Below are 23,383 nucleotides of genomic sequence, written 5' to 3' on the forward strand. Positions count from 1 at the left end.
GCCAGGAGGAGGGCTACGACATCATCACGCGCGAGAACTTGCCGCGCTGTGCGTCTTCCATCAGCATCATGAACTGGTCGCGGTCCATGTGGACCAGCTCCAGGTGGTCGCCCGCCTCGAACCAGATTTCCGGTTCGGCGAACAGGCTTTCGTCGACATAGGTCTGCATGCCGTACGACATCGCGCACGGCGGGATGGCGCCGAGATCGCAATCCTTGAAGACTTCGCGGATTTCGTCCTCGTGCGCCAGCACCAGCTTGCGGCCCGTCATCTCGCAGAGGGTCGATAGCTGCAGATGGTGGTTCGACGGGATCACGGCGGCCACGTAGCCGCCTTCATCCTCCAGCAGCAACGTCTTGGCCAGACGGTGCCCCGGGACATGGGCCGCGTGCGCCGTGGCCATGCTGCTGAGACTGTAGGGGTGACGAATGATGTCGAACCGGCTGTTCATGCGGCTGAGCCGGCCAGCCAGGGTGCCTGCCATTGCCATGATCGTCTTCCTTCCCGCGCGGGTGGTCGCGGTTTAGTCCTGAGTGTTCTCACTATAGGCACTGTCGCCGGGCATGCGAGGCCAGATTGCCTGCAGCTCGGTCTTCAGGAAGGTCAGCAGATAGCGCGTGGCCATGGTCTGGTAGCGGTTGGGCATCGTCAACATGTAGAGCTTGCTGCCGAACACGCTGATGCGATAGTCGGCCAGCAGCGGCACGAGTGTGCCGTCCGCCAGATCCCTGCCCACCGCATAGAGCGGAAAAATGCCGATGCCGAGCCCGCTGACCACCGCATCCTTCAGGAACGCGAAGTTCTCTGAGCTTAGCGTGGGCGCCAGCACCACCTGCTCGCGCTCCCCGGTGGCTTGGCGGATACCCGAAGCCTTCAGTTTCTGGCCAATCGGCGATGCGCAGACGATGGCATGGGCGCCAAGGTCGGCCAGCACTGTCGGCTTCGACCGGCCCGCCAGATAGGCGGGGGCGCCGCAGACAATCCAGTCGACCGTGCCGATCTCTGTGGCCACGACCGAATCGGGCGGGGTCGAGATGATGCGCAGCGCCACCTCGACATCCTCGGATACGAGGTTGTGGATGCGGTTGTCGAACACCACGTCGAGCGTGATGTCTGGATAGCGCTGCTTGAACTGCACCAGCAGCGGCGACAGCATGGCGTGCCCCAGGCCGGTGGGTACCGACAGCCGCACATGGCCCTGCAGGCTCTTGCCCATGCTGCTGATCAGCGCATTGGCCGCCGCCACTTCGCCCAGGATGTTGCGGCCATGCTCGTAGAGTCCGGCGCCGACGGGCGTGGGTTCCACGTGGCGCGTGGTCCGGCGCAGCAGCTGCACGCCCAGTTCTTCCTCCAGCGCTTTCAGGTGATAGCTGACATTGGCGCGCGTCATCTTGAGCTTGCGCGCGGCGGCGCTGAGGTTGCCGGCGTCGACGATATCGACGAACAGGCGCAGGGCGTTGAGATCCATGACGAGACTGGGGCGGGAATGAAAAAGGGGCCCGAAGGCCCCTCAGTTTGCCATGACGGCGAGGATGTGCGTCCCGGCTCCGGAGACTCAGTGCTCGTGGTGCAGGTACTTCGCCTGGCGCGGCAGGCGCAGGCTGACCAGGAATGCAATCACCATCATGACCGTGACATACCAGTAGAACGTGTCCTCCTGGCCTGCCTTTTTCAGGGCCAGCGCCACGTATTCGGCCGTGCCACCGAACAGCGCGTTGGCGATGGCGTAGGCCAGGCCCACGCCCAGCGCGCGCACTTCGGGCGGGAACATCTCGGCCTTCACGATGCCGCTGATCGACGTGTAGAAGCTGACGATGGCCAGCGCCACGCAGATCAGCAGGCCAGCCATTTCGGGGCTCGACACCGTCTTCAGCGCGGTCAGGATCGGTACCGTGGCAATGGCGCCCAGCGCGCCGAACAGCATCATGTTGTGGCGGCGGCCGATGCGGTCGGACAGCGCGCCGAAGAACGGCTGCATGCACATGTAGAGGAACAGGCAGACCGTCATCACGTAGCTGGTGGTCTTAATCGGCAGGTGGGCCGTGTTGACCAGGAACTTCTGCATGTACGTGGTGAACGTGTAGAAGATCAGCGAACCGCCAGCCGTGTAGCCGAGCACCGTGAAGAACGCGGCCTTGTGATGGCGGAAGATCTCGCTCACCGTGCCGGCGCCCTTGCTGTTGCGCTGCTGCGCGGTGGTGGTCTCATGCAGCGTGCGGCGCAGCAACAGGGCCACCACGGCGGTGATGGCGCCCACCACGAACGGGATGCGCCAGCCGTAGGATTTCAGTTCGGCTTCGGTCAGCAACTGCTCCAGCAGCACAATGACCAGCACAGCCAGCAGCTGGCCGCCGATCAGCGTCACGTACTGGAACGACGAGAAGAAGCCACGGCGGCCCTTGAGCGCCACTTCGCTCATGTACGTGGCGGTGGTGCCGTATTCGCCGCCGACCGACAGGCCCTGCAGCAGGCGCGCCACCAGCAGCAGCGCCGGCGCCCAGTTGCCGATGGTGTCGTAGGTGGGCAGGCAGGCGATCAGCAGCGAGCCGAAGCACATCATGACCACCGAGATCAGCAGCGAATTCTTGCGGCCGTTGCGGTCCGCGATGCGGCCAAATAGCCAGCCGCCGATCGGTCGCATCAGGAAGCCCGCCGCAAACACCCCGGCGGTGTTCAGGAGCTGTGCCGTGGGGTCGCCCTTCGGGAAGAAGGCCGGCGCGAAATAGATCGCGCTGAAGGCATAGATATAGAAGTCGAACCACTCCACGAGGTTGCCGGACGACGCGGCCACGATGGCAAAGACGCGCTTTCTGGTTTCTTCGGGGGACGGTGCCGTGCCGTTGACGGCGGAGGAGGCGATGTCTGTCATAGGACCTTCTGTTCTTGACTTGGCGGCGGGGGCGCCGCTGGATACGGACGAGGAGAGCGAGGTACGACGTGGACCGGCAAAACCGCCATGCCGGACTGGGGCGTCGCAAGTCGGGCCCGTGTGCCCGCCTAGCGTAGCGCGGAACGGCCTGTCACCCAAGGGGGGCGGCTTTCACAATCGCCCTGGCATGTTGCAAATGCCTTGCCACCAGCGGCTTTGCGCCGCATTGTCTGATTGGCTGGAAAGAGTTTTTACAAAGCGCGCCGTCCCGGCATGAAAATCCTGACTGGCCTGACCTCCGTCACCGGGCTGGCTTGCGTGGGCCGCACGGCTGCGCAATCATGCAGGGCGATTCTGAACGCCGTGCCTTTCAACTCCCTTTTCAATGTCCAATCCGCGCTTCCTGCCATTCCTGCTGGCACCCTTGCTGTGGCTGCCCGCCGCGGCCGCACTGGCCGAGGGCGATCCCAATCTCGTGCAGTGCCAGCGCATCAACCAGGCGCAATTGCGGACGGCATCCGAGGAGACGCTGCTGTTCCTGCGCTGCCGCGCGCGGCAGATTTCCTATGACGCCCCGCGACTCAAGGGGGTGACGCAGAAATTCCGAGACGACCTGGTGTTCTCCTGCTTGGACCAGGCCGACGAGATCGAGCATCAACTGCGGGTAAGCCACGGCTATACGCGTGAAACGCTGGCTCGCAAGAAATGTGATCATTGAGACTCGTTTGCCGATTGTCAAATTATATTGACGGTTCTGTCCAAGTTGACGTGGATTGTCAAAATCAATGGTCGGCGTACCATTGGCGGCCATTGTTGTTGTACCGACTCACCCGGAGACTGCCATGGCCCTCGACGCCGAATCCTTTTCCCTGCTGCGCGCGTCCGTGCAGCGTTTCATCGATGAGCGCCTGAAGCCGGCCGAAGATACCCTCGAGGAAATCGATGACGTGCCGGCCGACATCGTGGCCGACATGAAGGAGATGGGCCTGTTCGGCATCTCCATCCCGGAAAACTACGGTGGTATCGGCCTGTCGATGTCGCAGGAATGCGATGTGGTCTATGACCTCGGCCATACGGCATTCGCCTTCCGCTCGGTCTTCGGCACCAACGTGGGCATTGGCTCGCAGGGAATCCTGATGGATGGCACCGAGGAGCAGAAGCAGACCTACCTGCCCAAGATCGCCAGCGGCGAGCTGGTCATCTCCTTCGCGCTGACCGAGCCGAACGCCGGTTCCGACGCCGCGTCGCTGCAGATGCGTGCGGATCTCGATGGCGACCACTATGTCATCAACGGCACCAAGCGGTTCATCACCAACGCGCCGCGCGCCGGCGCCTTCACGCTGATGGCCCGCACGGGCGGCCCGGGTGCCTCGGGCATCTCGTCGTTCATCGTGCCGGCCGACACCCCGGGCATCTCGCTGGGCAAGCCCGACAAGAAAATGGGCCAGCGTGGCACCAAGACGTGCGACGTGGTACTGGAAAACGTGCGCGTGCCGGCCGCGAATATCATCGGCGGCGTGCCGGGCGTGGGCTTCAAGACGGCCATGAAGGTGCTGGATCGTGGCCGCCTGCATATCTCCGCGCTGGCTTGCGGCATGGCGCATCGCCTGATTACCGATGCAGTGGCCTACGCGAAGGAGCGCAAGCAGTTCGGCAAGCCGATTGGCGACTTCCAGCTGATCCAGGCCATGCTGGCTGACAGCCAGGCCGAACTGTACGCAGGCCTGTCGATGGTGCGCGACTGCGCCCAGCGCTACGACGCCAAGCCGGCCGGCCAGAGCGACCCCGAAGTGAGCATGCTGGCGTCCTGCACCAAGATGTTCTGTACCGAAATGGTGGGCCGCGTGGCCGATCGCGCCGTGCAGATCCACGGCGGCGCCGGCTACATCGCCGAATACAAGGCCGAGCGGTTCTACCGCGACGTGCGTCTGCTGCGCCTGTACGAAGGCACCACGCAGATCCAGCAACTGATCATCGCCAAGCAGCTGCTGCGCGACTGATCCGGCTGACAGCAGCGGACTGAACCGAGGGGATAGGAGACAGGATGAGCAAGATCCAGGTTGCGGCCCCACGGGGGGCGGTCGCTGCAGACCACGGCGCGGTGCATCGGCTCCGGGCCGTGGTGGCCACGTATCGCACCACGTTGCAGGCCTATACGCTGGTCGTGTCGGCCGACATGTTGATGGCCCTGTCGACCGGCCCCGAGCCGGCGCATTCGGCCCGCGACTATCGCGCCCAGGCGCATCTGGACCGTCTGCGCCACGCCGTCCACGATTGCGGGCTGGCGCTGCCCAGTGCCATCGTCGTGGCGGTGGCCGGCGGCACCATGCGTTGCGAATGCGACCACCTTTATTCGCTGGACCTCGACCCACGGGCAGGCGACAGCCTGATCGTGCTCGATGGCTACGACCGCCTGGCCGAGCTTGCCGATTCCGGGCGCGGCCATATCAAGACGCTGGTCACGGCCGTGCTTTGCTCCAACGTGACAACCGCTGCCGAACCCGCCATGCCCGCCACGGAAGCCGACTGCGCGCTGATGCACGTGTCGGCGGCCGCGCGCTGGGCCGGCGCCACGCGCGTCTGGCAGTAAGCCCGTGACGCGCGTGGCGCTACCCCATGATCCGGGCTCAGGCCCAGACCGTGTCGACTTCGCGTAGCAGATGGCCCGCCAGGATGTAGTCGCCAAGGCGCGATGCCTTGGCTTCGAGATCCAGCAATTCCCGGTCGGCCAGCAGGCCCAGGTCGAACTGGCAGTACAGATTGCGCTGCCGGAACGTGGTCTTGGGCCTGCCCAGCCCTTCCTGCAGGGCTTCGCGTGAGCGGACGGCGATACTTTCCTGTCCGCGGTATTGCACCTTGATGCCGCGCTTCTCGCCAAGCCGGCCGAGTTCGATGGCGTCCTGCCATCCCGTCTCATAGTCCAGCTCAAGACCAAGCGCCTGCTCCGAGGCCAGAAGCCTGATGGCTTCCGCCTTGCTGCCAGCTCGCACAATTGACATCCACACCTCAAGCGTCAAGAAAGACTGTATAAATATACAGTGTCCGGGCCATTGTCTCAAGGTCCTGGGCGGCTCAAAGGGCGCATACGAATCAAGTGGCGCCAAGGTCTCAAGGCTTGCTGGCGTCCGGCGGTGCCGCGGCTGCCGGTGTCGCGGGCTCGGCAGGAACCGCCGCAGGCGCCGTCGGGCCGGCGCCGAAATCGCCGGCGAATGCCTGCGTCAGCATCGCCGGACCCAGGTAGCGCCGGATCGCGGCATTGACGGCGGCGGGCGTGGCCGTGCGGATGCCTTCCTCGATGGCCGCCGTGTGCGCCATGGTCCGGCCCAGGTACGCCTGGTTGGCCAGCGTGCCGGCCAATGCGCCGTCGCGCGTGCGGCTGACCATGCCCTGCTGCAGCAGGCCACTGACGGCTTCGGCCAGTTCGCTGGCCGTGACGCCGTCGCGGATAAAGCGGGCCATTTCTTCATCGACGGCCTTGCGCAGGCGCGGCAGGTTCTGCGGGGCATAGGCCGCCCACAGCCCGAACCGGCCCGCGCGATCCAGCGCGCCAATCGACAGCGAGCTGGACACCCCATAGCTGATACCGTCGAGCTGCCGCAGGCGGTCGGCCAGCCGGCTGCGCATGCCGGTGCCGCCGAACACGCGGCTCGCGATCAGCATCAGCGGGTAGTCGGGCGAGTCGCTGACCAAATCCACAGGCTGCGAGGCCAGATAGACCGCATTGGCCTTGCCCGGCGTATCGAGCGTGAATTCGGTGGCGGGAATTGCCACGAACGGCCGGTCCACCCGCTCGAAAGGCACCTGGGCACGCCAGTCGCCGAACAGGAAGCCGGCCTGCCGGACCGCGTCGTTGACATCGAAATCGCCAACAATCGCTAGTTGCGCACGCTCCGCGCCATAAAACCGCGCATGGAAATCCCGCAGGTCCGTTATCGATATGGCGCGCAGGTCGGCCACGCTTTCGTCAAACGTCGGCGTGTAGCGCGGGTCGCCGGGCGGGTACGGATTGCCGTGGCGCCCCAGGGCATTCGGCGCCAGTGCATTGGGTTGCTTACGCTGGCTTTCGATGCCGGCGATGCTGCTGGCCCGCAACGTCTCCAGTTCATTGCCAGGGAAGGTTGGCATGCGCAGCACGGTGCGCAGCAGCGCCAGCAGGTCGGGCAGGTATTCGCGCCGCGTGTCGAAGCGGACGGTCAGCCGTTCGTCGCCGCCGGAGATCGACACGTTGGCTTTCAGCGCTTCAAGGCGGTCGGCAATCTGTTGCCGGGTGAACGCACCGGCGCCGCGGTCGAGCATGGCGCCGGTCAGCGACCCCACCAGGTTCTTGCCCTGTAACGCCTGCAGGTTGCCAATGCGCAGGATCAGCGTGCCATTGACGGCGCCGCCGCGCGTGGGCTTGGACAACAACGCGAGCTGCATGCCATTGGGCAGCGTCTGCCGCACGGTATGGGCGTCGATGTTGGCGGGGCTCGGATCGAAGGCGGCCACCGCCTGCGCCGCCGGCTTGCCCGTATAGTGCTGCGTCAACGTGGCCAGGTCCGGTGCGGCCGGGATGGCGGCCAGTTGTGGCTTGTCCCCCGGCACGAATTCGCCGACCGTGCGGTTGGCGGGGCGGAAGTAGTTTTCGGCCACGCGCTGCACGTCGGCCCGCGTGGTGGTCTCTACGCGGTCGCGGTTGATGAAGAACAGCCGCCAGTCGCCCTTGGCGATGGCCCCGGACAACGCCACACCGTAGGCCGCCGGATCGTTCAGCGTTTTTTCATAGGCATTGCGCAGCCGCACGCGGGCGCGCTCGATTTCCTCGTCGGTGACCGGCTGCGTCGCGACGCCCTCCACGGTGGCGATCAGCGCATCGCGCACTGGCTCGATCGGGCGGTTCTTGCTGGTGCCCGCCGCAAACTGGATGACGCCGGGGTCCTTCATCGACGTGAAGAACGACCCCTGCCACGCCGCCTTGCGGGTGTCCACCAGGCTGCGTTCGAGCCGGCCGCCCGGCGTGTCCGCCAGGATGACCGCCAGCATGTCCAGCGCGGTGATGTCGGGGTGCGCGCCCGGTGCCACGTGGTACATCGCCGACACGATGCTGCTGTCGCCAGGGCGCACCAGCGTCAGTTCGCGCGCGCCTTCCTGGGCCGGCTCGACGGTGTATTCGGACGGCAGCACGCGCGTCGGACGCGGAATCGGGCCAAAGGCCTGTTCGATCCGCGCGAGCGTGCGCGCCGCGTCGAACTGCCCGGTGACTACCAGCACGGCGTTGTCGGGCTGGTAGTAGCGGCGATAGAACGCCTGCAGATTGTCGATGCCCACGCGCTCCACGTCGCTGCGCGCGCCGATGACGGCCTTGCTGTAGTTGTGCCAGCGGTAGGCGGCCGCGTACATCTGCTGCTGCAGCATGCGCATGGGATTGTTCTCGCCAATCTCCATTTCGTTGCGCACCACGGTCATTTCGCTGTCCAGGTCCTTGCGCGCCACGAAGCTGTTGACCATGCGGTCGGCCTCCATGCGCAGCGCCCAGTCGAGGTTGTCATCGCTGGCCGCGAAGGTCTCGAAGAAATTGGTACGGTCCTGGTTCGTGGTGCCGTTGTACTGCATGCCGCGCCGTGCGAACTCGGTCGGAATGGTCTTGCCCGGCAGCGACGGCGTGCCCTTGAACAGCAGGTGTTCCAGCAGGTGCGCCATGCCCGTTTCGCCGTAGTTCTCATGGCGGCTGCCCACCAGGTAGGTCATGTTGACCGTGGTGGTGGGCTGCGCATCGTCGGGTGCCAGCAGGATGCGCAGGCCGTTGGGCAGCCGGTATTCGGTGATGCCTTCCACGGTGGTGACCGGCGTGGCGCGCGCCACTGGCGCGGCGGACGGCGGTGCCGTCAGCGGACCGGTGCGCGCCGCCTGGGCAGCAGGGATAGTCAGGCCGCATACGATGGCCAGGGCAATACCGGCAATATGGGTCAGGCCGACAACGGGACGACGGTTCATGCAAACTCCAGAGGCGGCACGCAACGCCGCGGGTGAGCAGATTCTAGCCCCAGCGGCGTGCCATGCAACGCGGGCGACCGCACTTTCAGAATCGTGGGCAAAGTACGTCGTAGTTCATTCAAAACGACTTCAGGAGAATGTCCGATTCCAGCGCATTCGAGACGCCGCTCTGGCGTAGGATGCATGCCATGGAACTCGATCCCGACACCTGCTACAAGGCCGTGGCATCACACGACCGCCGCTTCGACGGACGCTTCTTCGTAGGCGTGTCGTCCACGGGCGTGTATTGCCGGCCGATCTGCGCGGTGCGCACGCCGAAGCGCGAAAACTGCACGTTCTACGAATCCGCCGCGGCAGCGGAAAAGCATGGCTTCCGGCCGTGCCTGCGCTGCCGGCCGGAACTGGCGCCGGGGCATGGCCTGGCCGATATTTCCGGACGGCTGGCGCAGGCCGCGGCCACGCTGATCGACGAGGGCTTCATGGCCGGCGCCGGCGTGGCGCAACTGGCCGCGCGGATCGGCGTGACGGAGCGTCACCTGCGCCGGCTGTTCGACGCCGAGTTCGGCGTGTCGGTGCATGAGTACGCGCAGACGCAGAAGCTGCTGCTTGCCAAGCGCCTGTTGACCGATACCGTGCTGCCCGTGACCGAAGTGGCGCTGGCGGCCGGGTTCGGCAGCGTGCGCCGCTTCAACGATGTGCTCAAGGAGCGGTATGGCCTGACGCCGCTGGCCATGCGCAAGCGCGCGGCCGATGGCATGGCAGATCGGCTAGTTTTCGAGCTGGGATACCGGCCACCGCTGGCCTGGGCGGAGTGGCTCCGCTTCCTGGCCGTGCGGGAGGTGGACGGGATCGACCAATGCCACGCTGGCGTCTACACGCGCAGCATCGCGATCGAGGCTGGCGGCCACCGGCATCTGGGCTGGGTGCGGCTGGAACATGTGCCCAAGCGCACGGTGGTGCGGGTGACGTTGTCCGGCTCGCTGGCGCACGTGATTCCGCAGGCCCTGGGCAAGGTGCGCCGTCTGTGCGATCTGGGCTGCCGGCCCGACATCGTCGACGCCCACCTGGGCGAACTGGCGGCGGGCACGCCGGGCATGCGCCTGCCGGGCACGTTCGACGGGCTGGAAATCGCGGTGCGGGCCATCGTCGGGCAGGTGATTTCGGTGGTGCAGGCGCGCCGCATCCTGGCGCGGCTGGTGCGCATCGCCGGCGAACCATTGCCGGCGCAGGCATTGGCCGGTCTGGTGAATCCGGTCGATGCCAGCCAGGCGGCGCCCGTGACCCATGCCTTTCCGACCGCCCAGGCACTGGCCGCGCTGCCCGATTCCGATTACCAGGCGGCCGGCGTGTCGGTGCCGAAGATCCGCGCGATCCGGGCGCTGGCGCGGCAGGTGGCGGCCGGGGAGATCCGGCTCGACCCGCACGCGGCGCCCGAAGACACCGTGGCGCGGCTGTGCGAGATCGACGGCATTGGCGACTGGACGGCGCAATACGTGGCCATGCGGGCGCTGGGCTGGCCCGATGCCTTCCCGGGCACCGACTACGCCCTGCGCAAGGTGCTGGACGTCAGCACCGTACGGGCGATGCAGGCCAGGACGGCGCAATGGGCGCCGTGGCGCGCCTACGCGGCGATCCACCTGTGGCATCGCTACGAGGAAATCAAGGACGGTGCGCTGGCGCCAGGCGCCGGCGGCGACAGCATCGACATCAAGGACAGCAACATCAAGAACAGCGAGGAAGAAGCAGCATGAACAGCTATCTGATCATCGACAGCCCGCTGGGCAACATCCTGCTGCGGGCGCAAGACGGCCTGCTGACGGGCGTGTTCTTCGCGGGGCAGAAGTACTACCCCAGCCAAACCCGCGCCACGGCGCCGGAATCCGACGCCGACGCACGCGTGCTGGCGCAGGCGGCGCAAGAACTCGACGCCTACTTCGACGGCAGGCTGCACACGTTCACCGTGCCGATCCGGTTTGCCGGCAGTGCGTTCCAGCAACGCATCTGGCAGGCCCTGTGCGACATCGAATTTGGAGAAACGTCGACGTACGGGCAACTGGGCGCCGGCCTGGGCCTGCCGCCGAGCCATTCGCGTGCGGTGGGTGGGGCGGTGGGACGCAATCCGCTATCGGTCATCGTGCCGTGCCATCGCGTGCTGGGCGCGTCGGGGGCGCTGACCGGGTACGCGGGCGGGGTCGACCGCAAGCGCGCGCTACTGGGTCTGGAGGGTGTGCTGCAAGCCGGGGACGTGGATGGCCCCGGTCACGCGCAGGCGGGCCAGGCCGCATTGGCGCTGTATTGATCGGTGCCTGAGCGGTGCCGCGGCTTTTCATCGCGATCGACACGCCGGCCGCGCTGGCAGACGCGTTGCTGCAAACCCTGCCCGCCCATCGCGATATCCGGCCCACGCCCACCGCGCAGCTGCACCTGACACTGCGCTTTCTGGGCGAATGCGATGCGGCGGCCATAGCGGCCATTGCGCAGGCGCTGCATGCCGTGGCTGCCCGGCCCCTGGTGCTGCAGGTCAGTGGCGTGGGCCGGTTTCGGGGCCGTCAGGGTTCGATACTCTGGGCCGGACTGGCCGAATCGGCGCCCTTGCAGGGTCTGGTCGATGCAGTGAGCGCGGCGCTCGACACCCTGGGCATCGCGCCTGACCCGCGTCGCTTTCGGCCGCATCTGACCCTGGCGCGCTGCCGTCCGGGGGCGCCCGAGCCCCTTTTGCGCGATTGGCTTGGCGCATTCCGCGATCTGGCGCCGCCGCCATGGCAAGTCGACCGATTCCTGCTCTACGAGAGCGTTCTTGGCCCGGAAGGTGCGCAGCACGCCGTGCGCGACACCTATCGGGCGATCAGCCCAGATTGCTGACGCCCAGCGCAACCCCAAGCCCGCACAACGTCGTACCGATGACCCGGTCCAGCAGCCGCTGGCGTCGCAGCAGGGCCGCGCGCAGCGTCGGGGATCCGAAGCACCACGCGACGATGCCGAACCAGACCAGGTGCACCAGCGACATGAACAAGCCATAGCCGAACTGGGCCGCCAGCGGCGTATGGGGGCTGACCACCTGCGTGTAGGTGCTGACCACGAACAGCGTGGTCTTCGGGTTCAGCGCGTTGGTCAGAAAGCCCATGCGGCAGGCCGCCGCACCGGAAATGGCCGGCGCGGCCGTGGTATCCACACTGACCGCCGTGCGGTTGCGCAGCGTCTGGAGGCCGATCCACACCAGATAGCCGGCGCCGAGCAGCTTGATGACCGACAACACCCCATGGGCATGGGCGATCAGCAGCGACACGCCGAACATCGTATAGGCCACATGCACCTGCACGCCCAGGGCGATGCCCAGCGCGCACAGCAGCCCGGTGCGCCGGCCGAACAGATAGCTGTTGCGGGTGACCATGGCGAAATCCGGCCCCGGACTGATGACGGCCAGGACGGTGATGGTGGCGACGGCGGCCAGTTCGGTGAGCGGGGTCATTTCTGGTCAGTTTTCGTTGCGGAAGAGGGTGGCCGGGCTTTGTTGGCTGGCGCCATTCTGTCTCGCAGAAACGGGTACGCAAAGCGATTTATACTGGCGTAATTCCGTGATAAAAACTGACTGATCGCATGGCTTCGATGCACTGGCTGGGCTGGATTCGCTTTTTCGAGGCGGCGGCGCGGCATCAGAATTTCGCCCGCGCGGCGGACGAGCTGCACCTGACGCACGGCGCGATCAGCCGCCAGATCCGGCAACTGGAGGACGCGCTGGGCGTGCCCCTGTTCGAGCGGCGCAACCGGGCGGTATTCCTGACCGAAGCGGGCCAGACGCTGCATGAGGCGGCCACGCAATCGATGGATCTGCTGGCGGCGGCGGCCGAGCGGATCCGCGCGCCGGCGCCGAACGCGGCGCTGGTGCTGTCGTGCGAGCCCACCATTGCCATGCGCTGGCTGATTCCGCGGCTCGGGCGATTCTCGGCCGCACATCCCGACATTGCGTTGCACCTGATGGCCGCCGGCGGCCCGGTGGAATTTGCCGCGCAGGGCATCGATGTTGCACTGCGGCGTAATGACTTCGCGTTCGATCCGCAGTGGCACACCAGCGAACTGGCGCCCGAGCGGGTGGGGCCGGTCTGCCGGCCCGACCGGGCATCAGCCGCCCTTGCCGACGCGTCCGACGCCGTCAGGCTACATACCCGCACGCGGCCCGATGCGTGGCAGCGCTGGGCCCGCAGCGCCGGGGTGACGCTGCCGGGGGCGCCTGAAAGCGGCCTGGCTGGGCAGCGCGACGCCTGGTACGAACACTTCTACCTGAGCCTGCAGGCCGCCGCTGCCGGGTTGGGCTGGGCCGTGGCATCCGAGTGGATGGCCGCCGACGAACTGGCCGATGGCCGGTTGATCGCGCCGCACGGGTTTGTGCCCGATGGGTCGGCGTACCACCTGATTTCCCCCGTGCCGTTTGCCAGGGATCCGCGCCGCGCCGCGCTTTTGCGCTGGCTGCGCGCCGAACTGATGCGGCCGAAAGCCGGGGTGGCGAACACGCCCGTCGGGTGACAGGCCAATCATGCCGAAAGCGCAGCGGAAGCTACCCCACGGAAGTCGGTTGCTAAAGTTACGTCGTATTTTGCCGAAGGCCATGGCATATGCTTGCGCCGCTAGGGTGGCGCGCTTACCATGCGGCGGCTGACGCGCCGCGCGCTGACAGAACCGTTGCGTCCCCGCCCTGGCGATCCGCGGCGCAACCACTATTAGAAGTAGCGTATTCCATGAGTCTTCAAGATCCCCGCGGGCCGCTGGCAGGCCAATCCTTGTCCCAGTTCGAGGGCGAGCCCGACGAGCGTGACTCTTCGCATTCCGATGAGCGCTACCGGCTGACGCACAGCTCGCAGATCGGCACGGTACTGCGCGACATGGCCTGGCAGAAGTGCCTGCTGAACGTACGCTCGCGCAACGGCTCGGAGATCGTGACGTCGATCCTGCATGTCGACCCGGCCAACAAGACGTTCATTTTTGACTGGTGCCGCGCCGATGGCGAACGCCAGGCGCTGATGGGATCGGAAAAGAATGCCTTTTCTGGCCTGCTGCGCGGCGTGCCGGTGAACTTCATAGTGGGCACGCCCGGTGCTACGCGCTTCGAGGGTGGCCCGGCCTTTATCGCCGACTTCCCCGAAAAGCTCTACCACTTCCAGCGCCGCCGCCATTTCCGCGCCCGCACGCTGCTGACCAAGGGCTATCGCTGCGAAATCATGCTGCCGGAGTCGGCCGACAAGTCCACCCTGCAACTCGATATCGCCGACCTTTCGCTGTCGGGTGTGGGCCTGCGTTCACGCCAGGTGGGTGCCGACCAGCTGCCGGTGGGCACGGTCATCAAGAAGTGCCGCCTCGATTTTGCCGAGCTGGGCCGGCTTGAGCTGGACATGCAGGTGGTGGGCCACTGGCTGGTCGGGTTTGACGACAATACCGTCCACCACTACGGCTGCGCGTTCCTGAATCCGGACGGACGCATGGAAAACTTCCTGCAGCGCCTGGTGTTCCAGCTGGAACTGGCGCACCGGGGCTGAACCCCGGCGCTGCCGTCAACGGCGGTCAGCTTCCTACCAGCTTGCCGATCGCGGCTGCCGCCTCGCGCATGGGGCCGAGCAGCCGCGCGATCATTTCGGATTCCGATACCTTGTTGGCCTTCACGCTCACGCTGATGGCCGCCACCACCATGCCCGTCTGGGCACGCACCGGCACGGCAATCGCGCGCAGCCCGGGCTCCAGTTCCTCGTCGATCAGCACATAGTCCAGCTCGCGTGCGCGCTGGAACGCCGTTTCCAGCTCTGGCCGCGACACCTTGGTCAGCAGCGTGCGCGGGCGCAGTTCGGCATGCTCGAAGAACGCTTCGAGCACGGCGTCCGGCTGGTGGGCCAACAGCAGGCGGCCCGTCGACGTGCAATAGGCCGGCAACCGGCTGCCCATGCCCAGCGCGTGGGTCAGCACGCGATGCACCTCGGAGCGCACCAGGTACAGGATGTCGATGCCATCCAGGATGGCTAGCGCCGACGTCTCGTGCACGCGTGCGCTCAGCGTGTCGAGAATGGGCTGCGCCGACGACACCAGCGACGTCGACGAGAAATAGGCATGTCCCAGGTGCAGCACGCGCGGCCGCAGGGCAAAGTGCCCGTCCTGCTGGCTCACGTATCCCAGTTGCTCCAGCGTATAGAGACAGCGCCGCACCGATGCGCGCGACAGCTGCGTGCGCTGGGCCACCTGCGAGATCGTCAGCGGCCGCTTGCGCTCCGAGAACGCCTCCAGCACGGTCAGGCCGCGCGCCAGCGACAGCATGAAGTTCGGATCCCCGGCAAAGCTGTTCAGAATATCGGCCGGCGGATGGGCGGCGCGGACGGTGTCGGCCTGGGCTGGCTTGAGATGGATGGGATTGGGGGCGTCCATGGCAGGGGCGATGCGCTGTTCGATAATCGCGCATCTTAACGCTCCGGCACGTGAATTGCCGAATTCCGGACAAAAAAATGTCGCCGATTGGGGCGGCGACCGGGGAAGGGGGTTATCGGGCAAGACGGGGGTCCAGCCGACATCGTCGAGTATAGAGAGCCGCACAGAGACATTACATACAACTAACGTAGGGTGTGCCGCACTTTGTGGCACGGGCGCCATGTCGCTTGTCTTTCTGCCGGCTACGGCTTGCCCAGGAACAGGTAGAACGCGTATTGACCGCCGGCCGCCCGCCCGAAAGCCAGGTAGAACGGGCCGACCGGGCTGTCCACACCCAGGAACAGCGACCCCGATTTCAGCGCGCCGGTGGGACTGCCCGGCACCAGCGGTGCGCCCACGCGGCCGATTTCGAGCGACGCACCTGCGTAGACGCCTTCCAGCAGCGTCTGCTTGGCGAGCTTGTTGTAGTAGACCAGCCGGGCGAACTGGATATTGCCGCCAATCAGCTGGCCGGTGCTGTAGCCGGACTGCTGCAGGAAGCCGCCCCACTGGAACAGGTCGTAGCGGGGCAGCCCCGGCCCGCCAATATTGCTGCCGGCGCGGATGCCCAGGTTCACCGTGCTGCGGCCGAACGAATACGCGCCCGTGGCCGTCAGTTCGCCCTTCGTGTAGGTATCGGTGGCCCCCATGCTGGCCTGCGACGAGAACACGTTGATCGATCCGCCGTAGCCAAAACGCGGAAAGTTGATGCTGTCGAGCTGGTCGAACAGTAGCCGGCCGGTGATGGCGCGCCGCTGCACGTCGCTGCCGGTAGTCGGTGCGAGCGATTCCGGGCCGGTGGACAGCGACACGTTCTGGTGCCCGATCAGCACGCCCAGCCGCGCTTCGCCGTATTTGGTGAACTGGCTGCCCACATCGAACGCGAAATCGGTGCGGCGCAGATCGTATTCGGCGATCTTGCTGTCGCCGCTGAACACATTGACGGGGCGGCGTTCCAGTTCGATGCGCGGCGCCACGAAGAACCGCTGGCGCGTATCGAGCGGCTGGTAGAACTCGCTGACCAGGCTCGATGTCTGGCCCACCTGCACGTCGTTGCGCCATTCGGCGCCGAGCGAATTCAGCCAAGTGCGGCGATAGCTGGCCAGCAGGTTGAAGAAGGCGTTGCCACGGAAGTCCGAACTCAGGCCCAGCCCGAAGCGCAGGTAGTCGGGCCCATAGCTCTTTTCGATGGCATCCACATTCAGCACCCGCTTGCCCGGTTCCTCCAGAAAGCGGTAGTTCACGTGCTCGAAATCGCCGGTGCCGAACAGGCGCCGCATGTCGCGGTCCAGCGTGGCCTGTGTGATCGGCTCGCCGGGGCGGGTTTCCATGGTGCCAGCCGCAAAGGCCGGGTTGACGCGCTCCAGCGGCGCGAAGCGGATCTCGTCGACCGGACGCAGGTCGGGCGGGGGCAGGGCGCGCTGCGCCACGCGCAGGGCGGCGTACTGGTCCTCCGGCAGCGCCAGTGCGGACAGCCGGTCGGCCACCTGGCGCGCGGCGGCTTCGCCGATCGGAATGGTCTTGGGCAGGTGGTTGAAGTCGCCTGCGGAGAAATCGCCCAGGGCCGGTTCGATCAGGATGTCGGTCGGCTTCAGCGACGCCAGCGACGTGCGCACGTTCTGCTCGGTCAGGATATTGAGCATCTGCCCGGTCACCCCGATCAGTGAGGTCAGTTCCTCGCGCTTCATCAGAGGCGTGCCCAAGTTCACTGCGATGACGATGTCGGCGCCCATGGCGCGCGCCACGTCCACGGGCAGGTTGTCGGTGAGCCCGCCGTCGACCAGCAGCCGGCCTTCGTACTCGGTGGGCGCCACCGCGCCGGGCACCGACATGCTGGCGCGCATGACGTTGGCCAGTTCGCCCTCGCTGAAGACCACGGGCGTGCCGGCCACCAGATCGGTGGCCACCGCACGATAGGGAATCGGCAGCGCGTTGAAATCGCGATAGCCGGGCGCGTTGGCCAACTGGCGCAGCACGGTTTCGAGCTGCACGCCGGACACCACCCCCTTTGGCAGCAGCAGCCCGTCCGACCGTACCCCGATCTCGGGCGTCACGAGGTTGGTGTGATCCTCGATCTTGCGGCGGATGGCCAGGTCCTGGCGTGGCGGCCGTTCCTTGAACAGTGCATCGGTCGACAGGCCGCCCACAAGCTTTTCCATATCGGCGGTGCTCATGCCTGTGGCGTACGCGCCGCCGACCAGGGACCCCATGCTGGTGCCGGCGATGCAGTCCACCGGCACGCGTAGGGATTCCAGCACCTTCAGCACCCCGATATGCGCCGCGCCGCGCGCGCCGCCGCCGGACAGCACCACGCAGATGCGCGGCCGTCCGTCCGGATGTGGCTGCAGCGCCGGGCGGGCAATGGGCTTGTCTGGCGTGGCGGGGGTCAGGACCGGCGGCGCGGTGGGTGCCGGGTTGGGCGGCGGCATCAGCTGGCGACCCGCGTCGGCTGCAATGGCGGCGGCGCAGGCCAGCATTGCCGCCAGGCCTGCGGCGGACCGATGCAATGCGGAAGTGACGCGCGTGGCAGTGTCCATGGCAATAGGCAGTCCGCCGTGTACCGGCTCGGCGCCATCACACTAGCAGCAGCGCCCAGCCCGGCACAGCCTTGTCGAAACAATTCAATATCGCCCCGGTTTCCTGCATATCAGGGATTGCCTCGGCATGCATTGGACCAAAGACCCTGATCGGGCAGGCGTCATATACTGGCGCGGTTCTGTTCTTCCACTGTCTTGCCGTGTCCGCCGCCGAGTCCGCCGCCGCCCCTTTCCCCCCGCCCGATGATCCCAAGCCGCAGCCGCCCGAGCGCCCCGGCGACAACGAGTGCTGCCAGAGCGGCTGCGATCCGTGCGTGTTCGATTTCTACAACGACGAGATGGACCGCTATCGCCAGGAGCTGAAGGCGTGGGAAGCGCGCCAGGTCGGGCGCGTCAAGGTGGACCCGTGAGCCACGCGACAGACCACGACGACCCCGGCGCGGCGCTGCTCGACCATGTCGAACGCCATCCGCGGCTGTTCGTGCTGACCGGCGCGGGCATCAGCACCGATTCCGGCATCCCCGGCTACCGGGACGAACAGGGGCGCTGGCAGCGATCCGCGCCGATGACGATCACGGCGTTCCTGAGCGGGCATGCTGCGCGCCAGCGCTACTGGGCGCGCAGCATGGTGGGCTGGCCCGTGGCGGACGCCGCGCAGCCGAACATCAGCCACCGGGTGGTGGCGCGGCTGGGCGACGCCGGGCGCGTGGCGGGCCTGGTCACCCAGAACGTGGATGGCCTGCACCAGCGCGCGGGCAGCCGCAATGTGACCGAGCTGCACGGCAGCATTGGCCAGGTGGTGTGCCTGTCGTGCGCCACGCCATACCGGCGCGTCGATATCCAGCGCTGGCTCTGGCTGCGCAATCCCGATTTCCGCGATGTGTCCGCGCTGCCGGCGGCCGATGGCGACGCGCATCTGGAGTCGCCGCTGTTCGACAACTTCGCCGTGCCGGATTGTGAGCGTTGCGGCGGCGTGCTCAAGCCGGACGTGGTGTTCTTTGGCGAGTCGGTGCCGCGCGACCGCGTGGACGCGGGTCGCCGCGCACTGGATACCGCTGACGGCATGCTGGTGATTGGCTCGTCGCTGACCGTGTTCTCGGGCTACCGCTTCTGCCTGTGGGCCGCCGAACGCGGCCTGCCGATTGCGGCGCTGAACCTGGGCACCACGCGTGCCGATCCGCTGCTGGCCTGCAAGATTTCCGCCCCGATCGGGCCGACCCTGGCGGGGCTGGCCGCGTCGCTGGGGCTCGAGGCTGATTGACCGCGCCAGCCGGCACGGCTAGGATCTGACCGTTGCCGGCGCATTTGCGCTGCCCTTGCGCTCCTGCAAGGCTGACACCCCCGATCTACCGATCACACCATGACGCCCCGAGCCATCGCCACCCTCGCTGTTGCTGCCGTTGTCGCCGAACCGTGCGGCCTGCCAGCGCGCGAGCGCGGTCTGCTTGGTGCCGGTCCTGTCGCGCCCCCCCCGTTCGCGCCGCCCATGGCGCCTCCGACGGCGCCCCCCCGCGGCTGATTTCCGCCGCTTTACGTCCCCGGCTTTCCTGATGGATGTCGTGCTGACGCGTGCCGCGTGAGCACGCGCCGGGGCTTGCGTGGTTTCGACAGGACCCAACAATGACTTTCCAGAAAAATGCCGTGGCGGTAGGTGCTGCCACGCAAACGCGTGCGCGCCTGCTGGCCGCACATGGCGCCACCCCGTTGTTCGTGCTGCTGTGGAGCGGCGGTGCGATCTTCAGCCGCTGGGGCCTGGCGCACGCCTCGCCCTTTGCCTTCCTGACGCTGCGCTTTGCCATCGCGCTCGGCGTGCTGGCGTCGATCGGACTGCTGCGGCGCCGCCTGCTGCCGGCCGCCGGTACGCGCGGCTGCGTAGCCCTGGCTGGCGCGCTGATGATCGGCGGCTATTCGATCTGTTACCTGCTGGCGCTGGACTACGGCATGACGCCGGGCGTGCTGGCCACGGTGCTGGGCGTGCAGCCGATCCTGACACTGCTGTGGTCGGAGCGGCGCGTCTCGCTGGTGCGAATGGCCGGACTGGTGCTGGCGCTGGGCGGGCTGGTCACGATCGTGGCCGATAGCCTGCTGGCGGCGCGGCTGTCGGCCGGCGGCTGGGTTTGCGCACTAGGCGCGCTGGCGTGCATGACGACCGGGGCCGTCTGGCAGAAGGGCGTGAAGCAGCCGCCGATGGTAGTGCTGCCGCTGCAATACACGGTGGCGCTGCTGATGTGCCTGGCCTGCCTGCCGTTCCAGCCGTTCCGGTTCGAGTCGATGGTCGGATTTTTCGTGCCGCTGCTATGGATGGGGATCGTGATCTCGGTGGTGGCCACGCTGCTGTTCTACCGGCTGATCCAGCGCGGCAACCTCGTCAACGTTACCAGCCTGTTCTACCTGGTGCCGCCGGCCACCGTGCTGCTGGATTACCTGTTCCTCGGCAACCGTCCCGCACCGCTGGCGCTGGTCGGCATGGTGGCGATACCGGTGGGCCTGGCGCTGGTGTTCCGGCCCGCGCGTTAGCGCCGGGCTAGTGCAGGTCGACCTTCACGCTGATGCCGCCGGGTGTCACGGTGATGGCGCCCGGCTGCACATCCTTGCCATTGAAGCGCAGTTCCTCGGGCTTGAACGTGTAGAGCGGATAGTCCTTGAGCAACTGCTCGGCCACCACGGCGCCGATGGCGTTGAGTTGCGGCGTGTACTGGTTCATGCCCTGTACCTGCACGTCCTGGACGGTGGGATTGTCCAGCAGTACGGCGCGGCGCGTGGGGTCGTACTTCACGCCGCTGTTCAGCGACATCGTGCCGTTGACCGGCGGCGCCGGCAGGATCGTGTTGGACATGGCCGCGTCCATCTGCGTGGTCACGCGGTTGGTGGCCTGGTCGAGCACCAGCCGCGGATTCGACAGCTGCACGCTGACCAGCTCGCCATAGCGCAGGGTGGTCGGAAACTTCTTGGCCACGGCGCTCTGCAGTTCGGCCTTGGTGAACGTATATTCGCCGGTCCAGACGTTGTAGCCGGCGTGGGCCGTGCCAAGGGCTGTGGCGGTGATGGCCAGGGCCAGGAATCGTCGCAGGTGGCGAGTGGGGCGTGAAGGCTGGGCGGTCAGGGGCATGGAGGCGGAACGGTCTGTCGATAGCCCGTGTGACCCGGCCAGCGTGGTGATCGTTCCGGATTGTGCGCCATGCGCTACGTCAGCTTCAGTAATGCGGCGGGATCTCGTGCTGCGGGTTGCCCTCGGCGCCCGTAGGTGCGGCAGCGCGCACCTGCTGGTAGAGCGCACGGAACTGGGCCTGCAGCAGGTCGAGCTGCTGCTGCTGGCGGGCAACGGTCAGGTTGAGCGTCTCGATCAGGTCCTCCTGGAAGGCGACCTTGATTTCGAGATCGATCAGGCGGGATTCCATCAGCGATTCTCCGGTTGGGTGCGGCATTGTAGGGGATGCTACGCCGTGCCCAGCCGGAGGCAGATGGATCAGCTGCGCGATGCCGCTATTCCTTGGGCGCGACCAGCACCATCCACGTGATGCCGAACTTGTCGGCCACCATGCCGAAGCGCTCGCTGAAGAACGTGGGCGCGGCCGCCATGACCAAATGGCCGCCCTGCGACAGCGCGCCGAGGGTCTTGTCCACCTCGGCTGCGCTGGCCACCGTGATCGACAGCGCAAAGCCCTTGAACTCGGCCTGGCCCTTGTTCTCGCCGTCAGACCCCATGATCGTCGTATCGCCAATCTGCAGGGCCATGTGCATGACCTTGTCGCCGCTGCCAGGGGCCGGGCCGCAGCCGGGGCCCGCATCGGGCGGGGCATCCTTGAAACGCATCAACCCTTCCACCTTCGCACCGACGGCGGTCTTGTAAAACTCGGCCGCTTCCTCTGCGCGACCATCGAAAAACAGGTAGGACTGGACTTTTGAAGGCATCGACATCTCCTGCTGGGTTGGGCCCGGGCAACCCGGGCGTTGTGCGGAAGCGGCGCTTGTGTACGTCGTCCACAATAGACTAGTTGACGGTCTGTACGATGTCCACATTTATTTTCGGGGCCCCTGCGTTTGGCGCTGACGCCGGGCCATGTCACAATTCACGGTTACGAGTTTCGGGCGCCGGACCGGCTCGCCGCACGGTTTGATCGTGCGGGGGCGCCCCAAGAGCCGACAAATTCACCTGGTTTTCTGGCGATGACTACCATCCTGCAGCACATTCCTTCCGGCCAGCGCGTCGGTATCGCATTCTCGGGCGGCCTGGACACCAGCGCCGCGCTCCTCTGGATGCGTCAGAAGGGCGCCGTTCCCTACGCCTACACCGCCAATCTGGGCCAGCCGGACGAGCCGGACTACGACGACATTCCGCGCCGTGCCATGGCCTACGGCGCCGAAGCCGCCCGCTTGGTGGACTGCCGCACCCAACTGGTGGCCGAAGGCATTGCCGCGCTGCAGTGCGGTGCGTTCCATATCTCCACCGCCGGCGTGACCTACTTCAACACCACGCCGATCGGCCGTGCGGTGACCGGTACGATGCTGGTGGCCGCGATGAAGGACGACGGCGTCAACATCTGGGGCGATGGCAGCACGTTCAAGGGCAATGACATCGAGCGTTTCTACCGCTACGGGCTGCTGACCAACCCGGGCCTGCAGATCTACAAGCCGTGGCTGGACCAGCAGTTCATCGACGAACTGGGCGGCCGCGCCGAAATGTCGGAATTCATGCGCCAGCACGGCCATGCGTACAAGATGTCGGCTGAAAAGGCCTACTCGACCGACTCGAACATGCTCGGCGCCACGCACGAGGCCAAGGATCTGGAGCACCTGAATTCGGGCATCCGCATCGTCCAGCCGATCATGGGCGTGCAGTTCTGGCGCGATGAAGTGGAAGTGAAGCGCGAGGAAGTGACCGTGCGCTTCGAGGAAGGCCAGCCGGTGGCGCTGAACGGCAAGACGTTCGCCAACGCCGTGGACCTGTTCATGGAAGCCAATGTCATCGGTGGTCGTCACGGCCTGGGCATGAGCGACCAGATCGAGAACCGCATCATCGAAGCCAAGAGCCGCGGCATCTATGAAGCCCCGGGCCTGGCGCTGCTGTTCATCGCTTACGAGCGCCTGATCACCGGCATCCACAACGAAGACACCATCGAGCAGTACCGCGACAACGGCCGCCGTCTGGGCCGCCTGTTGTACCAGGGCCGCTGGTTCGATCCGCAAGCCATCATGCTGCGCGAAACCGCCCAGCGCTGGGTGGCGGGCGCCATTACTGGCGAAGTGACCATCGAACTGCGCCGCGGCAACGACTACTCGATCCTGAACACCACCTCGCCGAACCTGACGTACAAGCCCGAGCGCCTGACGATGGAAAAGGGCGAGTCGATGTTCACGCCGCTGGACCGTATCGGCCAGCTGACGATGCGTACGCTCGACATCGTGGACACGCGCGAGAAGCTGCAGACGTATGCCAAGACCGGCCTGCTGTCGTCGCAGATCAGCGCGGCGCTGCCCAAGCTCGAAGACTGAGCCTTCGCAGCTGCCTCAAAGGCACGCTGAATCAGAAAACCGGCACGAGCGATCGTGCCGGTTTTTTATG

At 66.4% G+C, this 23,383-nt stretch carries 23 protein-coding genes; 12 read left to right on the plus strand and 11 right to left on the minus strand.

Annotation, left to right across the window (positions count from 1 at the left end):
* Positions 1–13: 13 nt before the first annotated feature.
* The 3 genes from CYJ10_RS28960 to CYJ10_RS28970 all read right to left on the minus strand — a co-directional run bounded on the left by CYJ10_RS28960 (position 14) and on the right by CYJ10_RS28970 (position 2,869).
* Positions 14–490 (minus strand): aminoacyl-tRNA deacylase, encoded by a 477-nt coding sequence (locus CYJ10_RS28960; RefSeq protein ID WP_101684876.1) that lies wholly within the window; start codon positions 488–490, stop codon positions 14–16.
* A gap of 33 nt (positions 491–523) precedes the next feature.
* A complete protein-coding gene (locus tag CYJ10_RS28965; RefSeq protein ID WP_101684877.1) occupies positions 524–1,468 on the minus strand; it encodes a LysR family transcriptional regulator in 945 nt (314 codons plus the stop codon).
* An 87-nt stretch (positions 1,469–1,555) separates the two neighbouring features.
* Positions 1,556–2,869 (minus strand): MFS family transporter, encoded by a 1,314-nt coding sequence (locus tag CYJ10_RS28970; RefSeq protein ID WP_101684878.1) that lies wholly within the window; start codon positions 2,867–2,869, stop codon positions 1,556–1,558.
* A 385-nt stretch (positions 2,870–3,254) separates the two neighbouring features.
* On the opposite strand from CYJ10_RS28970, the gene CYJ10_RS28975 reads away from it, so the two are divergent.
* The 3 genes from CYJ10_RS28975 (at position 3,255) to CYJ10_RS28985 (ending at position 5,459) form a co-directional block, all read left to right on the plus strand.
* Complete coding sequence (locus tag CYJ10_RS28975) at positions 3,255–3,587, plus strand: hypothetical protein (RefSeq protein WP_101684879.1); 333 nt, start codon at positions 3,255–3,257, stop codon at positions 3,585–3,587.
* A 124-nt stretch (positions 3,588–3,711) separates the two neighbouring features.
* A complete protein-coding gene (locus tag CYJ10_RS28980) occupies positions 3,712–4,869 on the plus strand; it encodes an acyl-CoA dehydrogenase family protein (RefSeq protein WP_101684880.1) in 1,158 nt (385 codons plus the stop codon).
* 44 nt (positions 4,870–4,913) lie between these two features.
* On the plus strand, positions 4,914–5,459 hold the full coding sequence (locus CYJ10_RS28985) for a hypothetical protein (RefSeq protein ID WP_101684881.1): 546 nt from the start codon (positions 4,914–4,916) through the stop codon (positions 5,457–5,459).
* A gap of 37 nt (positions 5,460–5,496) precedes the next feature.
* On the opposite strand, the gene CYJ10_RS28990 is transcribed toward CYJ10_RS28985, so the two are convergent.
* The gene (locus CYJ10_RS28990; protein ID WP_101684882.1) at positions 5,497–5,868 is read right to left on the minus strand and encodes a PHA-granule associated protein 4; all 372 of its coding nucleotides are present in this window, start codon (positions 5,866–5,868) and stop codon (positions 5,497–5,499) included.
* Between the two features lie 109 nt (positions 5,869–5,977).
* A complete protein-coding gene (locus CYJ10_RS28995) occupies positions 5,978–8,842 on the minus strand; it encodes a M16 family metallopeptidase (RefSeq protein ID WP_101684883.1) in 2,865 nt (954 codons plus the stop codon).
* Positions 8,843–9,030: 188 nt separating this feature from the next.
* Here CYJ10_RS28995 and CYJ10_RS29000 point away from each other — a divergent pair, with 188 nt between their 5' ends.
* The 3 genes from CYJ10_RS29000 to thpR are packed head-to-tail and all read left to right on the plus strand — an operon-like array spanning position 9,031 to position 11,704.
* Positions 9,031–10,593 carry a DNA-3-methyladenine glycosylase 2 family protein gene (locus CYJ10_RS29000; protein WP_101684916.1) on the plus strand — a complete coding sequence of 521 codons (1,563 nt, stop codon included), beginning with the start codon at positions 9,031–9,033 and terminating at the stop codon, positions 10,591–10,593.
* Complete coding sequence (locus tag CYJ10_RS29005) at positions 10,590–11,141, plus strand: methylated-DNA--[protein]-cysteine S-methyltransferase (RefSeq protein WP_101684884.1); 552 nt, start codon at positions 10,590–10,592, stop codon at positions 11,139–11,141. The genes CYJ10_RS29000 and CYJ10_RS29005 overlap by 4 nt, the downstream gene beginning before the upstream one ends.
* A 14-nt stretch (positions 11,142–11,155) precedes the next feature.
* Complete coding sequence (thpR, locus tag CYJ10_RS29010) at positions 11,156–11,704, plus strand: RNA 2',3'-cyclic phosphodiesterase (protein ID WP_101684885.1); 549 nt, start codon at positions 11,156–11,158, stop codon at positions 11,702–11,704.
* Here thpR and CYJ10_RS29015 read toward each other — a convergent pair.
* Positions 11,688–12,311: a LysE family translocator gene (locus tag CYJ10_RS29015; protein WP_101684886.1), complete on the minus strand. Its 624-nt coding sequence runs from the start codon at positions 12,309–12,311 to the stop codon at positions 11,688–11,690. The two genes, thpR and CYJ10_RS29015, sit on opposite strands and share 17 nt — an antisense overlap.
* 137 nt (positions 12,312–12,448) lie before the next feature.
* Between CYJ10_RS29015 and CYJ10_RS29020 the strand changes: the two genes are divergently transcribed.
* Together CYJ10_RS29020 and CYJ10_RS29025 are read left to right on the plus strand one after the other, a co-directional pair.
* Positions 12,449–13,363 carry a LysR substrate-binding domain-containing protein gene (locus CYJ10_RS29020; RefSeq protein WP_101684917.1) on the plus strand — a complete coding sequence of 305 codons (915 nt, stop codon included), beginning with the start codon at positions 12,449–12,451 and terminating at the stop codon, positions 13,361–13,363.
* A 212-nt stretch (positions 13,364–13,575) separates the two neighbouring features.
* Positions 13,576–14,370 carry a flagellar brake protein gene (locus CYJ10_RS29025; protein WP_101684887.1) on the plus strand — a complete coding sequence of 265 codons (795 nt, stop codon included), beginning with the start codon at positions 13,576–13,578 and terminating at the stop codon, positions 14,368–14,370.
* A gap of 25 nt (positions 14,371–14,395) precedes the next feature.
* Here CYJ10_RS29025 and CYJ10_RS29030 read toward each other — a convergent pair whose 3' ends face one another.
* Both CYJ10_RS29030 and CYJ10_RS29035 read right to left on the minus strand, forming a co-directional pair.
* Positions 14,396–15,244, minus strand: a complete 849-nt coding sequence (locus tag CYJ10_RS29030; RefSeq protein WP_101684888.1) for an IclR family transcriptional regulator domain-containing protein — start codon at positions 15,242–15,244, stop codon at positions 14,396–14,398.
* A gap of 242 nt (positions 15,245–15,486) precedes the next feature.
* The gene (locus CYJ10_RS29035) at positions 15,487–17,820 is read right to left on the minus strand and encodes a patatin-like phospholipase family protein (protein WP_257993585.1); all 2,334 of its coding nucleotides are present in this window, start codon (positions 17,818–17,820) and stop codon (positions 15,487–15,489) included.
* Positions 17,821–17,891: 71 nt separating this feature from the next.
* Here CYJ10_RS29035 and CYJ10_RS35300 point away from each other — a divergent pair, with 71 nt between their 5' ends.
* The 3 genes from CYJ10_RS35300 to CYJ10_RS29050 all read left to right on the plus strand — a co-directional run bounded on the left by CYJ10_RS35300 (position 17,892) and on the right by CYJ10_RS29050 (position 20,337).
* Positions 17,892–18,230 carry an oxidoreductase-like domain-containing protein gene (locus tag CYJ10_RS35300; protein WP_374703320.1) on the plus strand — a complete coding sequence of 113 codons (339 nt, stop codon included), beginning with the start codon at positions 17,892–17,894 and terminating at the stop codon, positions 18,228–18,230.
* Complete coding sequence (locus CYJ10_RS29045; protein WP_101684890.1) at positions 18,227–19,081, plus strand: NAD-dependent protein deacetylase; 855 nt, start codon at positions 18,227–18,229, stop codon at positions 19,079–19,081. The genes CYJ10_RS35300 and CYJ10_RS29045 overlap by 4 nt, the downstream gene beginning before the upstream one ends.
* A 359-nt stretch (positions 19,082–19,440) precedes the next feature.
* A complete protein-coding gene (locus tag CYJ10_RS29050; RefSeq protein WP_101684891.1) occupies positions 19,441–20,337 on the plus strand; it encodes a DMT family transporter in 897 nt (298 codons plus the stop codon).
* A gap of 7 nt (positions 20,338–20,344) precedes the next feature.
* Here CYJ10_RS29050 and CYJ10_RS29055 read toward each other — a convergent pair whose 3' ends face one another.
* The 3 genes from CYJ10_RS29055 to CYJ10_RS29065 form a co-directional block, all read right to left on the minus strand.
* Positions 20,345–20,929 (minus strand): DUF1439 domain-containing protein, encoded by a 585-nt coding sequence (locus tag CYJ10_RS29055; RefSeq protein WP_101684892.1) that lies wholly within the window; start codon positions 20,927–20,929, stop codon positions 20,345–20,347.
* A gap of 85 nt (positions 20,930–21,014) precedes the next feature.
* Complete coding sequence (locus tag CYJ10_RS29060; RefSeq protein ID WP_101684893.1) at positions 21,015–21,218, minus strand: SlyX family protein; 204 nt, start codon at positions 21,216–21,218, stop codon at positions 21,015–21,017.
* 85 nt (positions 21,219–21,303) lie between these two features.
* Complete coding sequence (locus tag CYJ10_RS29065; protein WP_101684894.1) at positions 21,304–21,732, minus strand: VOC family protein; 429 nt, start codon at positions 21,730–21,732, stop codon at positions 21,304–21,306.
* Between the two features lie 255 nt (positions 21,733–21,987).
* Here CYJ10_RS29065 and argG point away from each other — a divergent pair, with 255 nt between their 5' ends.
* The gene (gene argG, locus CYJ10_RS29070) at positions 21,988–23,313 is read left to right on the plus strand and encodes an argininosuccinate synthase (protein WP_101684895.1); all 1,326 of its coding nucleotides are present in this window, start codon (positions 21,988–21,990) and stop codon (positions 23,311–23,313) included.
* Positions 23,314–23,383: the final 70 nt, after the last annotated feature.

The organism is Cupriavidus pauculus (assembly GCF_002858765.1).
Lineage (GTDB): Bacteria > Pseudomonadota > Gammaproteobacteria > Burkholderiales > Burkholderiaceae > Cupriavidus > Cupriavidus pauculus_B.